This is a genomic window from Photobacterium aquae, from assembly GCF_001029445.1.
Lineage (GTDB): Bacteria > Pseudomonadota > Gammaproteobacteria > Enterobacterales > Vibrionaceae > Photobacterium > Photobacterium aquae.
Window position 1 is genome coordinate 31,353 of record NZ_LDOT01000023.1, and the last position, 16,851, is coordinate 48,203.

The window sequence follows — 16,851 nt, forward strand, 5'->3', positions numbered from 1 at the left end:
TTGCAACTGGGTTGCGTTTAAAACACTACGCCGGCTTGGAAAATAACATTGGCATAAGGGGTGCATTCACCGGTACGAATCACCGCTTTGCTGTTTTGGGTATGAACCTTGAATGCCTCGTGCGGTACATAAGCGATATTGAAGGTTTTCCCGCAGGCGGCTTCTTCTTCACGTAATAAACCAATCAGGGCGCTATGGTGTTCAGGGCTGACTTGCTTGAACTCTTCAGCCATGATCACGCCTTCAATTTGCATTTCACCCAGTAGAGCTTTCACCGTTTCGATAAAAGTAGGTACACCGGGGATCAGCGCAAGGTCGATACGCTGGGTTTCGTCGGGAATCGGCAAACCCGCGTCGCACACGGTGACTTCGTCTGTGTGGCCCAGAGTGGCAACCAAGTAGGAGAGTTCAGAGTTGATAAGCGCGCTTTTCTTCATGTTGCACCTTTTTGATTTATACGGATGATGCTTATGTTCTGCGGCAGAGTGTAGAAAGGCTCATGCCGTAAATTTCCATCGAAACGTTTACGCAAACGTTTCGTTGGCGCTAAATGTAGAGCGAAACGTTTCGATATGCACGGCGATATTGGATGAAATGTGATATTGTTCAGATAATTTATACTCAGAGTGAATGTTCTGTGCGCTAGTAGATATTTTTATCAATAGCAAAGTAAGACAGAATGTGAATGTTATGTCAGAGTTTGTAAAAAACGGCTTCTATCTTTGAACTGAGGTATGCTTAGGGCGTATTATGTGAGTGTTTTTTTTATCGGCTTTACGGTAGGGATCTACTTTAAGGTAAAGCGTGGGATAGGATCATTCAGTGTTAGATTTTCAACCGCTCTTTTTAGGTTTGGCTCCGTTGTCTGTGGGAACTTTGCTTTATGCGTTAAATTCCCGGAAAAAATGGCTGGCTAGGGTGGCACTGGTTGGCATGTTAGTGTCAATGCTGATTATCATGGTGTTCCAGTACCTTGATTATAAGCATTTGGAAGACTGTCTGCTGAAAGGTGAAGTGTATACGCCATTATCGCAGCATTGTATAAAGCTTCGAGAGTGATTTTCTTGGCTGTTGTTCTAGTTAATGGTTTTTTTCTGCTCGGTTAAAGTTGCAACGATAACCTGAGAAGAAGGAAAACAGGCATAAGCTGTCATCCCTACATTCAGTTGTTCGTTAGTTGCAATTTCTTCGGTGACGAGTGCATTGAGCTCGTTTCCTTCGCCTATCTCAAGACAAACTTCGACCATTTTGCTGTCGCGCTCGATACGGCGGATTATGCCCCGAATTTGGTTTTCCTCTTTGTTAACTGGATCCAGTAGGGTTCTGATTGTGATGGCGGGTCCTTTGATCAGCGCTACTGCATCTTTATTGGGGGAAAGCCCGAGTCGCAGGGTACTGCCGTGAGTAATTGTGGCGATGATTGTGCACTGCGCTGTGATTTGGAGCGTGATTAAATCATAGAGAGCATGGTTCTCGATATTCTTGATGGTTGCGAATAATTGGTTGCGAGCACTGGTTTGCAGTGACAGTTTGCTCATTACGCCAAGTAAACTGTGCAGCGGAACTGAGTCATCTTTAAGGGCATTGAGTCCCATTTCCTGAATTTGTTCCAATAAATCATACATCTGGACCAACCGTTTACCCTGTTCGGTGAGTGAGGCGCCGCCACCACCTTTGCCGCCTTTTTCACAGCTGACAAGTTGTGTGTCCCCTAATTGGTTCATTTCTTTGATCGCGTCAAAGGCGGTTTTGTAACTGATACCCACCTGTTTGGCTCCCTGGCTGATTGAGCCCGTGGTAGCAATGGATTTGAGCAGAGCGATACGCTTTGGGTTGGCAAGCATTTTGCCATTTTGTGAAAGCGTCAGCAGAGCATCAAATTCCATATTTGGGTTTTCCTTTGGTCAATTCATCAGTTAGAACGAGATTATATCTCAAGATACAGGATTTAGTGTGCTCTCTAAGCATTCAAATTATGAAATATATCTGAATAGAGGTGAAGGGGGGCGAGAAAACAGCTTACATTGCAGTAGTCATCAGCAAAATTGAGACTGATGTGGTTATTTGTGATGAGGGTTTGTGTGCTAAATCGCAAGTTGGTCATGTTTATATTTTAAATATATTTATTAGACGTAAATAATGGTGCTTAATCTATGTAAGAGGCAACACATATTCTTGTGTGGATAAAAATTATTAATATTGCTTGAATAAATATACAAAATAAAAATGTGGCTAGACTATGCAGGATGTAATGTGCCAAGTGAAAAGTGTTTTTTTTCATCATGCTTTAGATTCTATAAAATTTGAAAAATCGTGGGTTGGCATAGCAAGAAAAGCATTAATAAGCGCGAAGTATTATGTTGATGATTGTCAATCCCCCCGTTTGTACCTCATCATTAATAATGATTCAGAAGCTATTGTTTTTGGTGAATGTACTGATAGCAGAGTGATGAAATGTCTTGTTAACTTACTTCAATATCATCAAATCATGATAATCATGGCTGATGAAACTATGACAGAAAAATTATCTGCAGCATCATCTTTTTCCTTACTGAGGCGACATTGTTTTGAATTAGTTAAATATGACCCTGATATGGGATTGAAGTTACCGAATGGATTTACAGTAGAGCCGATTGGGTTGGCGTTAGCACAGCGTATATCAAGTGAGATTGATCCTGATTTTTCGCTCTATTGGCCTATACCAAAGGACTTTGTAGACGCAGACGGTGATGGGTACTGCTTGATGCGGGGTAATACGATTATTAGTTGTGTGTGGTCATGTTACCCATATCATCAATATACAGACATGATGGTTGCAACTAGACGTGATGAAAGAAATAAAGGCTTTGCTACCTATTTGAGTCAGTATTTTATACTATCAATGCTCTTTGAAAAAAGGATTCCATGCTGGAGTTGTTATGATAATAATGACGCTGCAATTTATCTTTCTTATAAACTTGGGTTTAAAAAGACACAAAGTTACTATTTTTTATTTCCAGTGTAGCTGTTAATTTAATATATTCTTCTAAATTTATAAAATATGTAACTACATAATAGTGATTAAAAAGGTATGCACTGATCTTACAGTGTCGACTGTTTGGAGTGTATAATGTTGTAAGTTGTTGTATATGCGGTTTTTTTGTATGTGGATGTACTAACTTTTACAGTTATTGATCATTTTATCAAATACTGTGCTAGTATGAGTTTGTGGTCAGATTATTTTGTTGTGTTATTTTAATGACAAAATATGTGGTTCTTTATTTTTCATGAGGCGTATCTCGCATAATTTATGCGTGCATTTTACATGGCAGAATAATTTACATTTCTCTGTCATTTAACTGTCCATATCGTGATTGAATATCTTAGGTGGTTGTTTTTATTATTGATTAAATCGATGACCAAGGAGAAGGTATGAAGGATCATAAGCATATTCGTGCTATCGTAAAGCAGAATTCAATGCGTTTAATTGCCAAAACAAAGCGTAAGCATCTGAGAAATATGACACCTGTTTCGGTTGTACATCCACAATAATCAGAATGTATTGCAACAGGAAAAGTAAGTTTATTTGGCACAAAATATAAGTATTTTGTTTTGATAAAGAATTCATCTGTCACATTTTTTGTCTGACAAATACCGTAGGATATCTCTCCCTAATTTACCTCAAGCCGTCGGATTCAGAGAGTACGAAAACGAGTACTTTGATAGTGCTTGGGGATACATTTTGCTCGATGGGATAATGCTACCAATGAACAACAACACACAGACACTTTTATTCATTCTTAATGATGCCCCTTATGGCTCTGAGCGCTCCTTTAACGGCTTGCGCCTCGCAATCAATCTCAATGAGCAGGATGAGGCCAAAACAGAAATTAAGATATTCTTAATGTCGGATGCGGTGGGCTGTGCTTTGCAGAAGCAAAATCCCAGTGAGGGGTACCATATTCAGCAGATGCTGGAAATTTTGTTGGCCCAGGGGGCGGAAGTCGTGTTGTGTAAGACCTGCTGCCATGCAAGGGGTTTAAGTGACTTGCCATTAGTGGATGGGGTGCAGATTGGTACGTTGGACGATCTGTCACGATGGACGTTGCAGGCTGATAAGGTTGTGACATTTTAGGCCTGGCCGATAATTTTTGAATTATTCACTGATAAAGAGGAGCACTGGCTCCTTTTTTATTTTTACATTCAGTGATCTGCGATGCTTCTTATGGTTTTTCTGACAGAACGTATTAACATAGAAAAGCATATTTTACATGGCTATTACCTGCGTCATTGAGTAGAAATCACCCGCATATCCGTAATAAAAGCCCCGAGGGGCTTTGGGGTAATATAATTAATAGACACATAGTTCAATTCTGAGGCTTGGAAAAAGGCACTATTTCTTTTGTCAATGCCTCATAGTTATGCTTTGTTTGCCAAATATCATTGGCATTTTGGATGTTAAGCCAAAACTCAGCCGTGTTATTAAATGCAGCTGATAGCTTGGCGGCCAACTCCGGCGTCAGTGCCGTTTTGTTGTTAAGTAGGTTGCTAATAGTGTTGCGGTGAACACCGAGTCTATCAGCCAATTCACCGTTCTTGATTCCCATAGGCTCTAAGAATTCAATTCTGAGGATTTCACCTACAGACTGTGGCTTACGTTTCGTGGTTCTCATGATTCGAACTCTTTAATAGTGATGTACATGTGCAGTTCAACGTCGTGCATCTGATCCAGCAATATCGACCTCGTTGTACAGCATCATTATTGTTATTGTCCTAATAGGAGGAGTGGGGGATATTCCAGCTACCAGCATAAAAACAGAGCCACTTTTTATCAAAGATGGCTCTGTACATATTGCACGATTTACTCTGGCAATAATCCCATAATTTCGTCAGTAATTTCCCGTAATGCCTTATTGCTGACATTGTGCTGTTTCATTATCTGCGGTAATACAAATTGTAGCATGTAACGTGCGGCTTTCTTTGGTAGCTTCTGCCTTCCATCCTGCCATTCATTTACACGGCTGTTAGTGTACTTTGCACCAAGAGTTTCATTCATGGCTCTAATGCCGTCAGCAAGAGAGCCATGGCTTTCAATCTCTACTCGCCATATTTTTACGAGTGATTCACTCATGCTTTTACCTTTATGTTGATGAATGGTCGCCATAATGGAAACTGATATGCGAAACGTACGTTCTCGCCAGGTTTCATGTTCTTAGGAACACCAATGGTAACCTCCACATTGTCGTTAATGCGTATATAGGTGTTACTCATAACAATGATGATACCAACGGCCAATGCTGCCAACTTCAGCCAATCCAATATACTTATTTCCAATTATTATCACCTCAACGGTTCCCTTCCTTTGCGGGAGGGGGGCTGTTAGTTTTAGCTAATTTCTATTTCGAGTTTTTCTCATGGCTGTATCGAACTCTAATTTTAACTTTGAGTGCGAGGAATAAACCGACTAAAACCCAAACGGAATCGACTTTGCCACTACAGTTTAAACCACCAGTAAAAAACAGAGCTACCTATATAGAAGGAGGCTTTGTTTATTAACATGTCGAACCGATAGTCAAAGGAGATCTGCAAGCAAAACACCCGCTCCAACGCTAATGATTACAGCGGCGATATCGACACCTATTGTATGATCTGCAATATACTAGAACATATTCAGCCTGTTTCCTTAGTCAATTAACTGATCAACACTAACATCCAATGCTTTTGCTGCTTTTTTTAGCATTTCACGCTGTGGATTTGAGTCAATATTTTCCATTTGGCTAACGGCTGCTTGTGAAATCCCCATGCGCTGCGCTAACTCTTTCTGACTAATATTGAGGTGTTTACGCCATGCTGTAATGTAGCTGACATCATTAACTAACATAATTTCAGCTACTTCGTGTGGTAGGTACGTTTTGCTATCTGCATCCGCTTCTTGTTTCACCAGCTTTATGTATTCGTGGTATGGGATAACAGCAAAGACAGGCTGCCCGTCTTGGTGAATGATGCGCACGTTTCGCTTGTCTGTTTTCATTCGCTTTCTCTATCTATCAATCAGATGGCACTATCAAGTGGTAAAGCATGCCTAGATAAATTCTTATCACCGCGGATATGGGCAATTTCAATGATACCATCCGGATTAGCTGCTTTTGGCGTAATATTTTTAATGATAAAGCACTTTGTATTCAAGGCCTTTTGTTCCCTCTCTCACAAAGGTGAGAGAATTTTTATCCATCGAAAAAAGAATCCTGCCATCACATTTTTGCGGCTTAGTTAGGCATACAATTGAATCTACCATTAGATAACTTAGGTTGTTAGGCCATAAGTTTAACGCAATATACCCAAATAACTTCAAGCCACTTACCAATATTGAACCCTGCACCTTGAAGTAAGGTGGGCATATAAAAAAGAGAATGATGTAGACCAATAACAAGACTGGAGGAAATGATGACAATAGGGAAATATTTGCGCTGGAAAGATGAACACGGCAATGAATTTCGGCCTGTATCATTAACAGGCACAGAACTGTTAAATGATCGGACCCTCAATAAAAGTACAGCGTTTTCATACGAAGAGCGAAAAGCATTTCTGCTAGATGGACTGCTGCCTCCTCGCGTACAGACGTTCGAAGATCAGTTAAATCGGGTATATGACGGTTTTAAAAGTGCTTCGACAGACATTGAAAAATATCTTTTCCTAAGGGCACTGCAAGATCGTAACGAGACGTTATTTTACGCATTGTTATCACGTCATATCGAAGAAATGACCCCGATTATCTATACCCCGACAGTCGGCAAAGCATGTCAGGAATTCAGCCATCGCTATCAAAAGGCAAGGGGGCTGTATATCACAGCTGACAATGTTAAGAAAATGGGGCAATTGGCGCAGCATTTCACCGGCAAAGATATCAAAATTATTGTGGTGACTGATAGCCAAGGTATTTTGGGTATCGGTGACCAAGGCGTAGGCGGGATGGGGATCCCGATCGGTAAGCTGTCACTTTATACGCTCGGAGCGGGTATTCACCCTGCCCATTGTTTGCCTATTGCGTTAGATGTTGGTACGGATAACCAAGATCTGCTTGATGACCCAATGTATTTGGGTGTACCACGTCGCAGAATGCGCGGCGAGGAATACAAGGCATTTATCGGTAAATTTGTCCGTCAGGTTAAGCGTCATTTCCCTAATGCGGTATTGCAATGGGAAGATTTCAGTAAATCTAATGCCTTCGATAACCTGACAGATTATGAGGACACCTTGCCATCATTCAATGATGACATTCAAGGTACAGGCTCTGTTGTGTTGGCGGGTATTTTGGGTGCTTGTAAGATCAAAGGCGAGTCGTTGGCTGATCAGACTTACGTGGTATACGGCGCTGGCGCCGGTGGGGTGGGTGTCGCCGATCAAATTTATGCTGGCTTGCTCAAAGAAGGGGCTTCGCACGCCGCGGCTCGAGATCGTATATTCATCCTCGACTCACAGGGGTTGGTATTTGATGACCGTCCTGAACTGGACGAATACAAAAAGCGCTATGCTAAGCCTCGTGCGTTGGCCGAAGGCTGGAGTGTTGCGCAGGAAGGTAAGGTGTCGCTGGCTGAGTTAATTGATAATCATCCAGTTACCGTGCTGCTGGGCACTAGTGGGGTCGGTGGGGCGTTCAATGAGAAGCATGTCCAGAAGATGATGGAATATACCTCGCGGCCAATGGTGTTCCCGTTGTCTAATCCGACGGCGAATTGCGAGGCCGTACCGGAAGATATCTATCGCTGGAGTGATGGCATGGCGATTGTTGCAACAGGCAGCCCATTTGCCAATGTTGAATACAATGGTTATGAGTATCGTGTCGGGCAGGGGAATAACGTGTTTATTTTCCCTGGTGTTGGTCTAGCGGCGATTGTGTCGCGGGTGCCGAAAATTAGTTTGGATATGTTTACAACGGCTTCTTATGCGCTGGCGGATATGGTAAGCGAAGAAGATCTGGCTAATGGTTGTATCTATCCGAAAATCAGTGAGCTAAAGACGGTTTCTATTGCTGTTGCGCGGCGTATCTTGGAGATGATTCAAGCAACTGAGCCGCATAGCCACCTTGTCAACAAAGATATCAATAAAGAGTTGGCTGAGCATATTTGGGAGCCTGTTTACCTGCCTTACCGTCGAGTGTGACGGCCTTATAAATTAGCCCGGCATGTCCGGGCTTTTTTCTCTTCAGAATATGCGCTGGATCCTTACTTATTCAGTGTTTGATTGTTAAAGTATTCCTATACCCAACTAACCTTAAGGTGTTGGATACAGAACGATTTCTGTATATTTAACACATGGTGAATTTCTGACGCGATGGCTCTTTTTCAAGGATTATTGGCCACGAAGCGAGGGCGCTAAATCGCTTTGTTGCACAAAACGTTGCAATAAGTATTGGTAGAGGCTTGGGTATCATGGTTATCGGAACATTTTGAACAACTGACAGCCCAAATAGGAGGCCGGTTATGCTGATGTCCACTTTGTTAGCCAAAATAAAGCAACTCTTGGTGTTTTCGCTGTTTGCCATTTGTGGTGTTACGTTATGGCTTGCCATGATGTACCACATCTTCCATCGGGCCGCGTAATTGGGAGAGATAGTGGGGTATGCACTGAACTATTTTGAAAAAGCCTGAGTATAAGTTTCAGTGCTATTACGATTGATAATGGTGAAGTATGCCCCACAGTAAAACTTACCTGCCGCGAAAGGTCTGTGAGGTATGCTCACGTCCTTTTACATGGCGTAAAAAGTGGAAAAATTGCTGGGACGAGGTGAAATACTGCTCCCAGCGTTGCCGACGATCCCGTCGCGGTAGTAGTTGACAGGGATAGATGTCTCTTTATGCTGTCGTGACTCTATCGAAAAGTAAGTACAGCATGTTAGTCATATCCAACAACGTTACTCTCAGTGATTGGGAAATCGAATTGACCCCTATCCGTGCCCAAGGGGCCGGGGGGCAAAATGTCAATAAAGTCTCTTCCGCTATCCATCTCCGGTTTGATATCGGGCGATCTACCTTGCCTGCTTTTTACAAGGAGCGCTTGTTGGTGCTCAAGGACAGCCGGATCACCAAAGACGGGGTAGTGATAATCAAAGCTCAGCAATATCGAACTCAAGAACAAAACAGGGAGGATGCCCTTGAGCGTCTGGCCGAGTTGATTCGATCTGTTGCACAGGTACAAAAAAAGCGAGTGGCAACTAAACCTACTCGTGGTTCGCAGCAGCGAAGAATGGAGAAGAAAAGCCAGCGCGGGCAAACTAAAGCGATGCGTGGAAAGGTGAGTTGGTAGCTAGAGAATGAAGGTTTTGACCGAGTTAACATTCTGCTAAGTCTTCACTGAGTCTTCATCGAAACTGGCGGTAAAGTAAGGGTTTTGGTAAATCTAGTTGGATGAAAAGGATGTCGGACAAAAAAGCCAAGCAACTTCTGCAATTGTATTACCGTGAATCAGAACGGGTGCGTTTGCTCCCGCTTGATGCCTTGCCAGAGCCAGATAAGAATGAGCAGGCTGACTTTGATGTTTGGCTTGGTATGAAGCGTTCTTTCAATCGCGCTGAAGTGACAGCGCAAGTGTGGATCAAATCGTGCAGTGCCGGGCATGTTACGGAGTTATATTTGTATCCTGATGGTAGGTTGGAAGAATACACGTTGTTTAAGCGGATACGAACCATTGGCCGGTGGGCGTTGGTGCAAGGGATGATAGCTTTGGATATCCAGAGTGGGGATGATCGTTACCAAAGTTGGATTGTCGCCAACCGAAATAGCCGTATTCATTCTGCCATAGAGTACAAGAATGGCGAGTTATATGCCTATCTAAAAGTGGCACAAACCCATCCGATATAATTGTTATGCAAAATTTCTGGAAAAATAAGCAGCAAGCTGGTATCTGTTTGGGTATCTACCACAATAGAGTGAGCCCAAGCTGTGATTACAAGGACGAATAAGATCAAGACTGTTGCCATTGTGGGGGGAACCCACGGTAATGAATTTAGTGGAATTTATTTGCTACGCAAGTGGCAGCAGTCATCGGCATCGATTATTAGGGATAGCTTTGCAACAGAAACGGTATTTGCTAATCCTAAAGCCTATCAAGAGAACAAGCGTTACCTTGACAGTGATATGAACCGCCAGTTTAGCCATACCGATTTGACAGACCCGCTACTGACAAATTACGAGCAGAGTAGGGCAAAGGTACTCAACGCCCAACTTGGGCCAAAAGGCGACGCCCGAACCGATTTCATTATCGATCTTCATAATACGACCAGTAATATGGGACCGTCGCTGATCTTGCTGCAATCTGACGCCTTCAACCGAAAACTTGCCGCATATGTTGTTTCAAAAATGCCAGATGCCGTGATTGTGTTGGAAGACCAAATATCGGTTGCCGAGCATTATTTCCTGAGTTCTATTGCCCCGCAGGGGGTAATTGTAGAGGTGGGCCCTCAGCCGCAATCGGTGATCCGCCAAGATATTCTTGAGTGGATGGAAGAAATGACTGGCCATATTCTTGATTATATTGATTTGTATAACCGAGATGAGTTGCCTGTGCTGCCGTCGAGTTTTGAGGCTTATAAATACCACGAAACCTTGAAGTTGCCTGAAAATGAGCAAGGGGAGCGCATCGGTATGGTCCATCGCAATGTGCAGGATGCTGATTTCAAGCCCCTGCATAATGGGGATCCGATTTTTACCCTGTTTGATGGTTCGATAATTTGTTGGGAGGGAGAGTATGAAGCCTACCCGCATTTTATCAATGAAGCGGCGTATTACGATAATAACCTAGCCATGTCGCTGGCGAAAAAGGTGGTCGTTGAGGTTTAGCATAACACTGCCGTGACAAGGTGAATGATAAAACGCACCCGAAGGTGCGTTTTTTTGTGGCAGGCAAGTAAGCCGCTCAAGCGTAATGCATTAAGCGTAAGATGAGCGGTAGAGTGACAATTCGCTACGCATGCCAAGTACAAGGCTGACACACATTGCCAATAAGATGAGAGTAAATGGCAAAGCGGTGGAAATAGTACCCGCCTGAAGAGCCTGTATGGCTTCCGTACCGCCTACCCAGAGAAGAACGGCCGCAATAGCGCCTTCGATAGTCGCCCAGAATACACGTTGCGGGATGGGAGCATCGATTTTCCCGCCTGCTGTAATACTATCGATAACGAGCGATGCAGAGTCGGATGAAGTGATGAAGAACACCATGATCAGCACAATTGAAATGACAGACAAAAATGTGCTCATCGGCAGTGCATCGTACAGATGAAACAGCGACAGTGTGACATCGGTGAGCCCGTTAGTGCCCAATTCCCCCACTTTGTTGATGATCTGATCTATCGCAATGCCACCGAAGGCAGACATCCATACCAGTGTAATGAAGGTCGGTATGAGGATAACGGCACTCACGAATTGGCGTACCGTACGCCCTTTGGAAACACGCGCGATAAACATGCCGACACATGGTGACCATGAGATCCACCATGCCCAGTAGAAGACGGTCCAGCCGTGCATCCATGTTTGATCATCCCGGCCGTACGGGTTACTCAATGGCAAAATATTTTCCACATAGCCGATGATCGTTTTGGGTAGGGTTGCCAAGAATGTGGAAAATCCTACGATGATGACAAAGAGCAACAGTGCACAGGCAACCAGAAGATTGGTATTGCTGAGCACTTTTACTCCGCCGTCGATACCACGTACAACTGAAAAAATGGCCAGTGTCGTGACAAAGCCGATCACGATAAGTTGTAGGCCGATGCCTGTTTCGAACCCCAAAACATGGCTGAGCCCGCTTGCTGCTTGTTGGGCACCTAATCCCAGAGATGTGGCTAAACCAAAAAGGGTTGCGAGCACGGCGAGAACGTCAATTACATGGCCAAACCAACCCCATGTACGATCTCCTAGAAGTGGGTAGAAAACCGAACGGATAGACAGAGGGAGCCCTTTGTTAAAGGCAAAAAATGCCATTGCTAATGCAACAACAGCGTACATCGCCCACGGATGTAATCCCCAATGAAACATGGTTGCCCCCAAGGCAACGGTTAGTGCTTCGTCGCTATTGGCGGTGACACCGAGGGGAGTCTCGTACCATCCGGTAAAGTAGGCTACGGGCTCCGCAACACCCCAGAACATCAGTCCGATCCCCATGCCAGCGGCAAAGAGCATGGCTATCCATGAGAGGTTGGAGTGTTCTGGTTTGGCATCTGCCCCGCCGATGCGTATTTTCCCGAAAGGCGAGAGCACAAGCGCGATACAGAAAACGAGGAATAGATTTCCGGACCACATGAACAGGTTGTCAAATGAGTTGATGATTTGCCATTTGATGCCATCAAGCATTGCTTTGGCGGAGGTTGGGTCGCTGAGTAGAAGGGTGATTAAAAATAGAATGATGAGTGCGGCGCTGGTGCCAAAGACTGGGTTATGAACATCAAATCCCCATTTCTGAATGTTGTCCTGACCGACGGTATAGTCGGTACTTTCTATACTGTACTTATCCTTAGTAGCAGTCATTTTTCCTCTCTAGATGTTTAGAGTTCAAATTAATTGTCGGCCGCAATCCTAGCAAAAATAATTATAAATGCCAAATAACTGGTTAATTTTCCGCTTAATGTCTTTTGGTGGGATTTTAATTCACATTGCCTATGCTATGTGTTCAAACTAAATATTGTGGCTGCTTTTATTTCTCGGTTTGATGGGGATATATTGCTATGGAATAGTGCATCAATGTGGTATACCCAAGCTACTTTAAGGTACTCGTTTCAGCGTTCCGATCTTGGTATCAAATACCAGTGATATCTCTTTTTAGGGGCGATTAGGGGCTGACGCAGTGATTTCACGGGAGCAAGTATCTTTAGGTCATTCGGGTACACAATAAAATACAGAGTAAAAGGGAGTTATGCATGTCGCTCGTGATACCAATGGTGATTTTCATGCAGCAGCGTTTGGCCGATGCAGGAAAGGCTGAAGACGCCAAGGCAATGCAAGCCTATATGAAAACCACGCAGCCGTTTTATGGTGTAAAAGCCCCAGAGCGAAAGGCGATCTTCAAGCAGGCTCGTTTGCACACTAAAATTAACACGTTTATTGAATATAAGCGGTTGGTGCTGTGGCTGTGGTCAGGCGAGAACCGTGAAGAGCAGTATCTTGCGATGGATGTCGCCGAGTATTATCGGCATTTTCGAACTCTAGATGCCTTCCCCGTTTATGAAGAAATGCTTGGTGAAGCGAGCCATTGGGATACCTTGGACAAGATTGCCTCGAATTTGATCGGCCCGTTGGTGGCCGAGCACCGTGAGTTGGAAGAAAAGGTGCGCCAGTGGCGGTTGTCGGAAAATATGTGGCTGCGCCGAGCGTCTTTGCTGGTGCATTTGAAACACAAGCAAGCGACAAATTTACCTTTGCTGGAAGAAACCATTTTGATGCTGGCCGATGAACGTGAATTTTTTATCCGAAAAGCCATTGGCTGGGTACTGCGTGAATATGCCAAGACAGATCGTGACTATGTAGTTTCTTTTGTGGCTACTCATAAAGATTTGCTCTCTGCGCTAACTTGCAAAGAAGCATTGAAAGGCTGTAGGGATTATAATGGCATTCTTCTTGGGAATGCTACCTCGAAAATAGGGGATGATTGCTAAATGTTATTGAAAGAAAAGTCTCTGTTGAGGACATCAGTTTGTCTGTTCTTGGCTCTCTCTTGTGGTTCTGTCGCGGCAAAAGAATATTCGTCATCAGATATGTCCGGGACATCGACCAAAGCTATCTTTAAGCCTAATTTGACATTAGAAGGCCAGTTAGGACCACAGCGCGTGTGTTATTACAATGGGCAGGCATATTCGCTGGGTTCGGTGCTGGCTGTAGAGGGCATTGTATTAGAATGTACGCCCGAGAAGACGTTTGAGACCAATGGTAAGTTGAAATGGTCGAGAATAGAGAAAACGTCGTCTAACTAACGTGTTGGTTAAAAATATAAAATGCAGCCATTGGCTGCATTTTTTACAGGCGAAGAATAGCATGATGCGTTAGCGAACGAGCCTGCCCGAATCAGCACCAAGTTTCCCTGTGCCTCCTTCGTGGTGGTCTCTTTTCGCCCCCATTTCTTGCATCAAGAATTCACGCATAGCTGCAGATTCGCGATCGTTAGACGGCTTCCAATTTGAAATCACGCGCGCTTTGTTGCTTTGCATAGAACGGTTCCTTTTCAGTTCATGGCACATTGTGTGCCTTGTGATTCATATCATGGTATTAGTTTTATACAAAATACGCTTAATTTCTAGTCCAAATTAGAATAATGGAGATGCTTTGTGTGCATTGTCTTGTTGTGTGCAGGAAATCCGTGTGTATGTATGGCGATATAGCCGGACTTCTTATGGGAAGGTATTTGTTTGCGGGTAAAAAAAACCAGCGAATCTTATTCGCTGGTTTCATAGGCAATGGACGAATTGTGGTTAAATGACAATTCGTACCATAGGAAATGAGTTAGCTCATCAGAGAACGTGTTTTCAGTTCGTAGATCAGCTTTTCTGCGCTGCATTCGAACTGGATACGAGCAGTCAACTCTGTGCTTTCTTCTGATAGCGGAGAGATTTCATGTTTGAAGTTTGCATTGACTTCTTTCGCTAGGGCAAGGTATTTATCCAACTCGCTTTCTAGGGCTGCTTTGTTGCCACCGAAGATTTTTACTTCAGCAACATCATCACCTTCTTTGATGATGAAGCCCATCTCTGCAGATACACCACATGCTTCGCAAGTTTGATATTCTTGGGTTTCGTTTGTCATGGCTTTAACTCTTTCTCCATTTATATTCTGCAGATATTCTAAAACGTTGTGACCAAGATCGCTATGGCTAATTGGCATTGGGCTCGTAAAGGGGCGACTTGTAGTGATATCGGTTATGGCATCAGCGACGGATAGAGCTTACAGATACGCTGATGGGTCGATTGGAACGGAATGTGCTCCATCTGGCCGAACCCGCTCATTTGACGGGCTTTGATTTGAACATGGATAGGCATGGCCATGCCGCACAGAAAACGGGTGATTGCTTTGGTACTCGGAGTAACCTGATTCGCAGCGATAAAAGGATCGCACCATGCTTTTAGCATGTTGTCTGATACCTCTACTGGAATTGGCAACTCGGGAAGCGTGGCGGGTTGCCCTTGGCATACAGAGCAGTGGCCGCATTGGACCGGGGCTTTATCATCGGCAAAATACTGCGCTAGCCGATTGCTGAGGCATGTTTGGCTTTCGAAAAATTGCAGCATGTTGCCGAGGCGTTCGATTTCACTCTGCTCTTTGTTTGTGAATAGCGCATGGATATAGCTCGCCCGTTCTTGTAGGTCAAAATGGCTCTGTTTTACCCGGAAGACATCCGTCATTTGTTTGCTTTCAAGGCTGATCCAACCTTTTTCGCTAAAGTAATCGATGGCTGCCACAACACGTTTTCGTTCGGCGCGGCAGGTATGCCACAGTGCATCGAAGTCGACGGTGTGCCATGTGCGGGCTTTGGCTGAACAAGCAAAGATGTTTTGGACAAATGCTTGCCGTTCGCCCTGAAATTGGTTGGTGATATAGTTTTCATCAGCGAGCAGTTTGAAGCGGTAGTCGGCGAAGTAGCTGTACATCGGCTCGATGATGCCGGCAATTTCCAAATAAACCAGCAGGGTTTTGAGCGGCAGCATTCGGATGTTGCTCTCTTTCGAGAGCTTGTTGAGAATGACCTCCCATTGCGGCGAATTGGCTTGGATCTGCTGAAGAACCGCTGTTATGGCCTCGAGATCCGGAGTGTCACCATAAACAAAATTCTCAAGCACCGTGACCCCTGATTTTCCGGCGAGGAAAATGCAATCGGATGCGTGTCCGTCTCTGCCTGCTCGTCCAATTTCTTGGCTGTAGTTTTCAATCGACTTTGGCAAATCAAAGTGGATCACCCTGCGAATATCTGATTTGTCGATGCCCATGCCAAAGGCGATGGTGGCCACAATACAATGTTGCTGCCCGGTCATGAAATCATGTTGGATACGAGTGCGCAGTTCGTTGTCCATTCCCGCATGATAGGCCAGGGCGGGGTACCCCTGATTGGTTAGCCAAGCAGCCAATTGTTCGGCGGATTGCTGCAAAGTGACATAGATAATGGTTGGGGAATTGGCCGATTGGTTAAGAGTATCCAACAGGGCCTGCTGGCGGTCCTTGTCTGGTTGTGGCCGAACCTCAAGGTTGAGGTTCGGACGGTAGAATCCCGTTACAACGATGTTTTCTTCTGGGAGTGCAAACTTAGTGCCCATATCGGCTATAACCGCTGGCGTCGCGGTGGCCGTCAGTAGAAGTACCTGTGGGATATTTAGTAGTTGCTTGTATTGGGGGAGCTTTAAGTAGTCGGGCCGGAAGTTGTGTCCCCATTCAGAAATACAGTGGGCCTCGTCAACCACCAATAATGAAATCGGTACTTGGCTGATAAACTGGCGAAAACGTTCGTTGTTTAGTCGCTCAACGGAAATCATCAGTATTTTGGTCTGCCCCTGTCGGATCCGCTGCATGACGGATTGGCTTTCCTCCCAGCTCTGTGTTGAATCGATGGTTGCAGCATCAATGCCTTTGCTGTGCAAAAAAGCAATCTGATCCTTCATCAGGGCAAGCAAGGGAGAGATGACCAATGTGAGGTTCGGCAACGATAGCGCAGGTAATTGGTAGCAAAGAGATTTGCCCGAGCCTGTCGGGAAAATAGCGGCGGCTGACTCGCCGGCAATAACTTTATCGATGACTTGCGCCTGGCCGGGGCGGAGGCTGTCAAAGCCAAAATATTGTTGAAGGTGTTGTTGGTACATGCTGCTATACGCTGAAGGAAATGATGCAGTAATAGTACGTTGAAATT

At 44.4% G+C, this 16,851-nt stretch carries 19 protein-coding genes; 10 read left to right on the forward strand and 9 right to left on the reverse strand.

What is annotated here, in order from left to right; all coding sequences use genetic code 11:
* Positions 1-17: 17 nt before the first annotated feature.
* Positions 18-437, reverse strand: a complete 420-nt coding sequence (rbsD, locus tag ABT56_RS15475) for a D-ribose pyranase (RefSeq protein ID WP_047879799.1) — start codon at positions 435-437, stop codon at positions 18-20.
* 385 nt (positions 438-822) lie between these two features.
* Here rbsD and ABT56_RS15480 point away from each other — a divergent pair, with 385 nt between their 5' ends.
* Positions 823-1,059, forward strand: coding sequence for a hypothetical protein (locus ABT56_RS15480; RefSeq protein WP_047879800.1), 237 nt, complete (start codon positions 823-825; stop codon positions 1,057-1,059).
* 17 nt (positions 1,060-1,076) lie between these two features.
* Here ABT56_RS15480 and ABT56_RS15485 read toward each other — a convergent pair whose 3' ends face one another.
* A complete protein-coding gene (locus ABT56_RS15485; protein ID WP_047879801.1) occupies positions 1,077-1,886 on the reverse strand; it encodes a TOBE domain-containing protein in 810 nt (269 codons plus the stop codon).
* 353 nt (positions 1,887-2,239) lie between these two features.
* Here ABT56_RS15485 and ABT56_RS15490 point away from each other — a divergent pair, with 353 nt between their 5' ends.
* Positions 2,240-3,004 (forward strand): GNAT family N-acetyltransferase, encoded by a 765-nt coding sequence (locus ABT56_RS15490; RefSeq protein ID WP_047879802.1) that lies wholly within the window; start codon positions 2,240-2,242, stop codon positions 3,002-3,004.
* Positions 3,005-3,745: 741 nt separating this feature from the next.
* Positions 3,746-4,114, forward strand: coding sequence for a DsrE/DsrF/TusD sulfur relay family protein (locus tag ABT56_RS15495; RefSeq protein WP_047880010.1), 369 nt, complete (start codon positions 3,746-3,748; stop codon positions 4,112-4,114).
* A 232-nt stretch (positions 4,115-4,346) separates the two neighbouring features.
* On the opposite strand, the gene ABT56_RS15500 is transcribed toward ABT56_RS15495, so the two are convergent.
* The 3 genes from ABT56_RS15500 to ABT56_RS15515 form a co-directional block, all read right to left on the reverse strand.
* A complete protein-coding gene (locus ABT56_RS15500; RefSeq protein WP_047879803.1) occupies positions 4,347-4,652 on the reverse strand; it encodes a HigA family addiction module antitoxin in 306 nt (101 codons plus the stop codon).
* Between the two features lie 188 nt (positions 4,653-4,840).
* The gene (locus ABT56_RS15505; RefSeq protein WP_047879804.1) at positions 4,841-5,110 is read right to left on the reverse strand and encodes a hypothetical protein; all 270 of its coding nucleotides are present in this window, start codon (positions 5,108-5,110) and stop codon (positions 4,841-4,843) included.
* 552 nt (positions 5,111-5,662) lie between these two features.
* Positions 5,663-6,010, reverse strand: coding sequence for a helix-turn-helix domain-containing protein (locus ABT56_RS15515; RefSeq protein WP_047879806.1), 348 nt, complete (start codon positions 6,008-6,010; stop codon positions 5,663-5,665).
* A 413-nt stretch (positions 6,011-6,423) separates the two neighbouring features.
* On the opposite strand from ABT56_RS15515, the gene ABT56_RS15520 reads away from it, so the two are divergent.
* From ABT56_RS15520 to ABT56_RS15540, 5 genes are all read left to right on the forward strand, one after another.
* Positions 6,424-8,139, forward strand: a complete 1,716-nt coding sequence (locus ABT56_RS15520; RefSeq protein WP_047879807.1) for an NAD-dependent malic enzyme — start codon at positions 6,424-6,426, stop codon at positions 8,137-8,139.
* A gap of 528 nt (positions 8,140-8,667) precedes the next feature.
* Positions 8,668-8,814 carry a DUF2256 domain-containing protein gene (locus ABT56_RS23655; RefSeq protein WP_084722321.1) on the forward strand — a complete coding sequence of 49 codons (147 nt, stop codon included), beginning with the start codon at positions 8,668-8,670 and terminating at the stop codon, positions 8,812-8,814.
* A gap of 54 nt (positions 8,815-8,868) precedes the next feature.
* On the forward strand, positions 8,869-9,282 hold the full coding sequence (gene arfB / locus ABT56_RS15530; protein WP_047880011.1) for an alternative ribosome rescue aminoacyl-tRNA hydrolase ArfB: 414 nt from the start codon (positions 8,869-8,871) through the stop codon (positions 9,280-9,282).
* 110 nt (positions 9,283-9,392) lie between these two features.
* On the forward strand, positions 9,393-9,836 hold the full coding sequence (locus ABT56_RS15535) for a hypothetical protein (protein WP_047879809.1): 444 nt from the start codon (positions 9,393-9,395) through the stop codon (positions 9,834-9,836).
* An 81-nt stretch (positions 9,837-9,917) separates the two neighbouring features.
* Positions 9,918-10,814 carry an aspartoacylase gene (locus ABT56_RS15540; protein WP_084722323.1) on the forward strand — a complete coding sequence of 299 codons (897 nt, stop codon included), beginning with the start codon at positions 9,918-9,920 and terminating at the stop codon, positions 10,812-10,814.
* A gap of 90 nt (positions 10,815-10,904) precedes the next feature.
* Here the strand turns inward: ABT56_RS15540 and ABT56_RS15545 are convergent, their stop codons facing one another.
* Positions 10,905-12,497 (reverse strand): BCCT family transporter, encoded by a 1,593-nt coding sequence (locus ABT56_RS15545; RefSeq protein ID WP_047879810.1) that lies wholly within the window; start codon positions 12,495-12,497, stop codon positions 10,905-10,907.
* A 389-nt stretch (positions 12,498-12,886) separates the two neighbouring features.
* Here ABT56_RS15545 and ABT56_RS15550 point away from each other — a divergent pair, with 389 nt between their 5' ends.
* Both ABT56_RS15550 and ABT56_RS15555 read left to right on the forward strand, forming a co-directional pair.
* Positions 12,887-13,621, forward strand: coding sequence for a DNA alkylation repair protein (locus ABT56_RS15550; RefSeq protein ID WP_047879811.1), 735 nt, complete (start codon positions 12,887-12,889; stop codon positions 13,619-13,621).
* 24 nt (positions 13,622-13,645) lie between these two features.
* On the forward strand, positions 13,646-13,936 hold the full coding sequence (locus ABT56_RS15555; RefSeq protein ID WP_240478328.1) for a DUF1496 domain-containing protein: 291 nt from the start codon (positions 13,646-13,648) through the stop codon (positions 13,934-13,936).
* A 69-nt stretch (positions 13,937-14,005) separates the two neighbouring features.
* On the opposite strand, the gene ABT56_RS24225 is transcribed toward ABT56_RS15555, so the two are convergent.
* The 3 genes from ABT56_RS24225 to ABT56_RS15565 form a co-directional block, all read right to left on the reverse strand.
* On the reverse strand, positions 14,006-14,170 hold the full coding sequence (locus tag ABT56_RS24225; RefSeq protein ID WP_169753934.1) for a hypothetical protein: 165 nt from the start codon (positions 14,168-14,170) through the stop codon (positions 14,006-14,008).
* A gap of 292 nt (positions 14,171-14,462) precedes the next feature.
* A complete protein-coding gene (locus ABT56_RS15560; protein WP_047879813.1) occupies positions 14,463-14,762 on the reverse strand; it encodes a YfcZ/YiiS family protein in 300 nt (99 codons plus the stop codon).
* Between the two features lie 113 nt (positions 14,763-14,875).
* Positions 14,876-16,804: a RecQ family ATP-dependent DNA helicase gene (locus ABT56_RS15565; protein ID WP_047879814.1), complete on the reverse strand. Its 1,929-nt coding sequence runs from the start codon at positions 16,802-16,804 to the stop codon at positions 14,876-14,878.
* Positions 16,805-16,851: the final 47 nt, after the last annotated feature.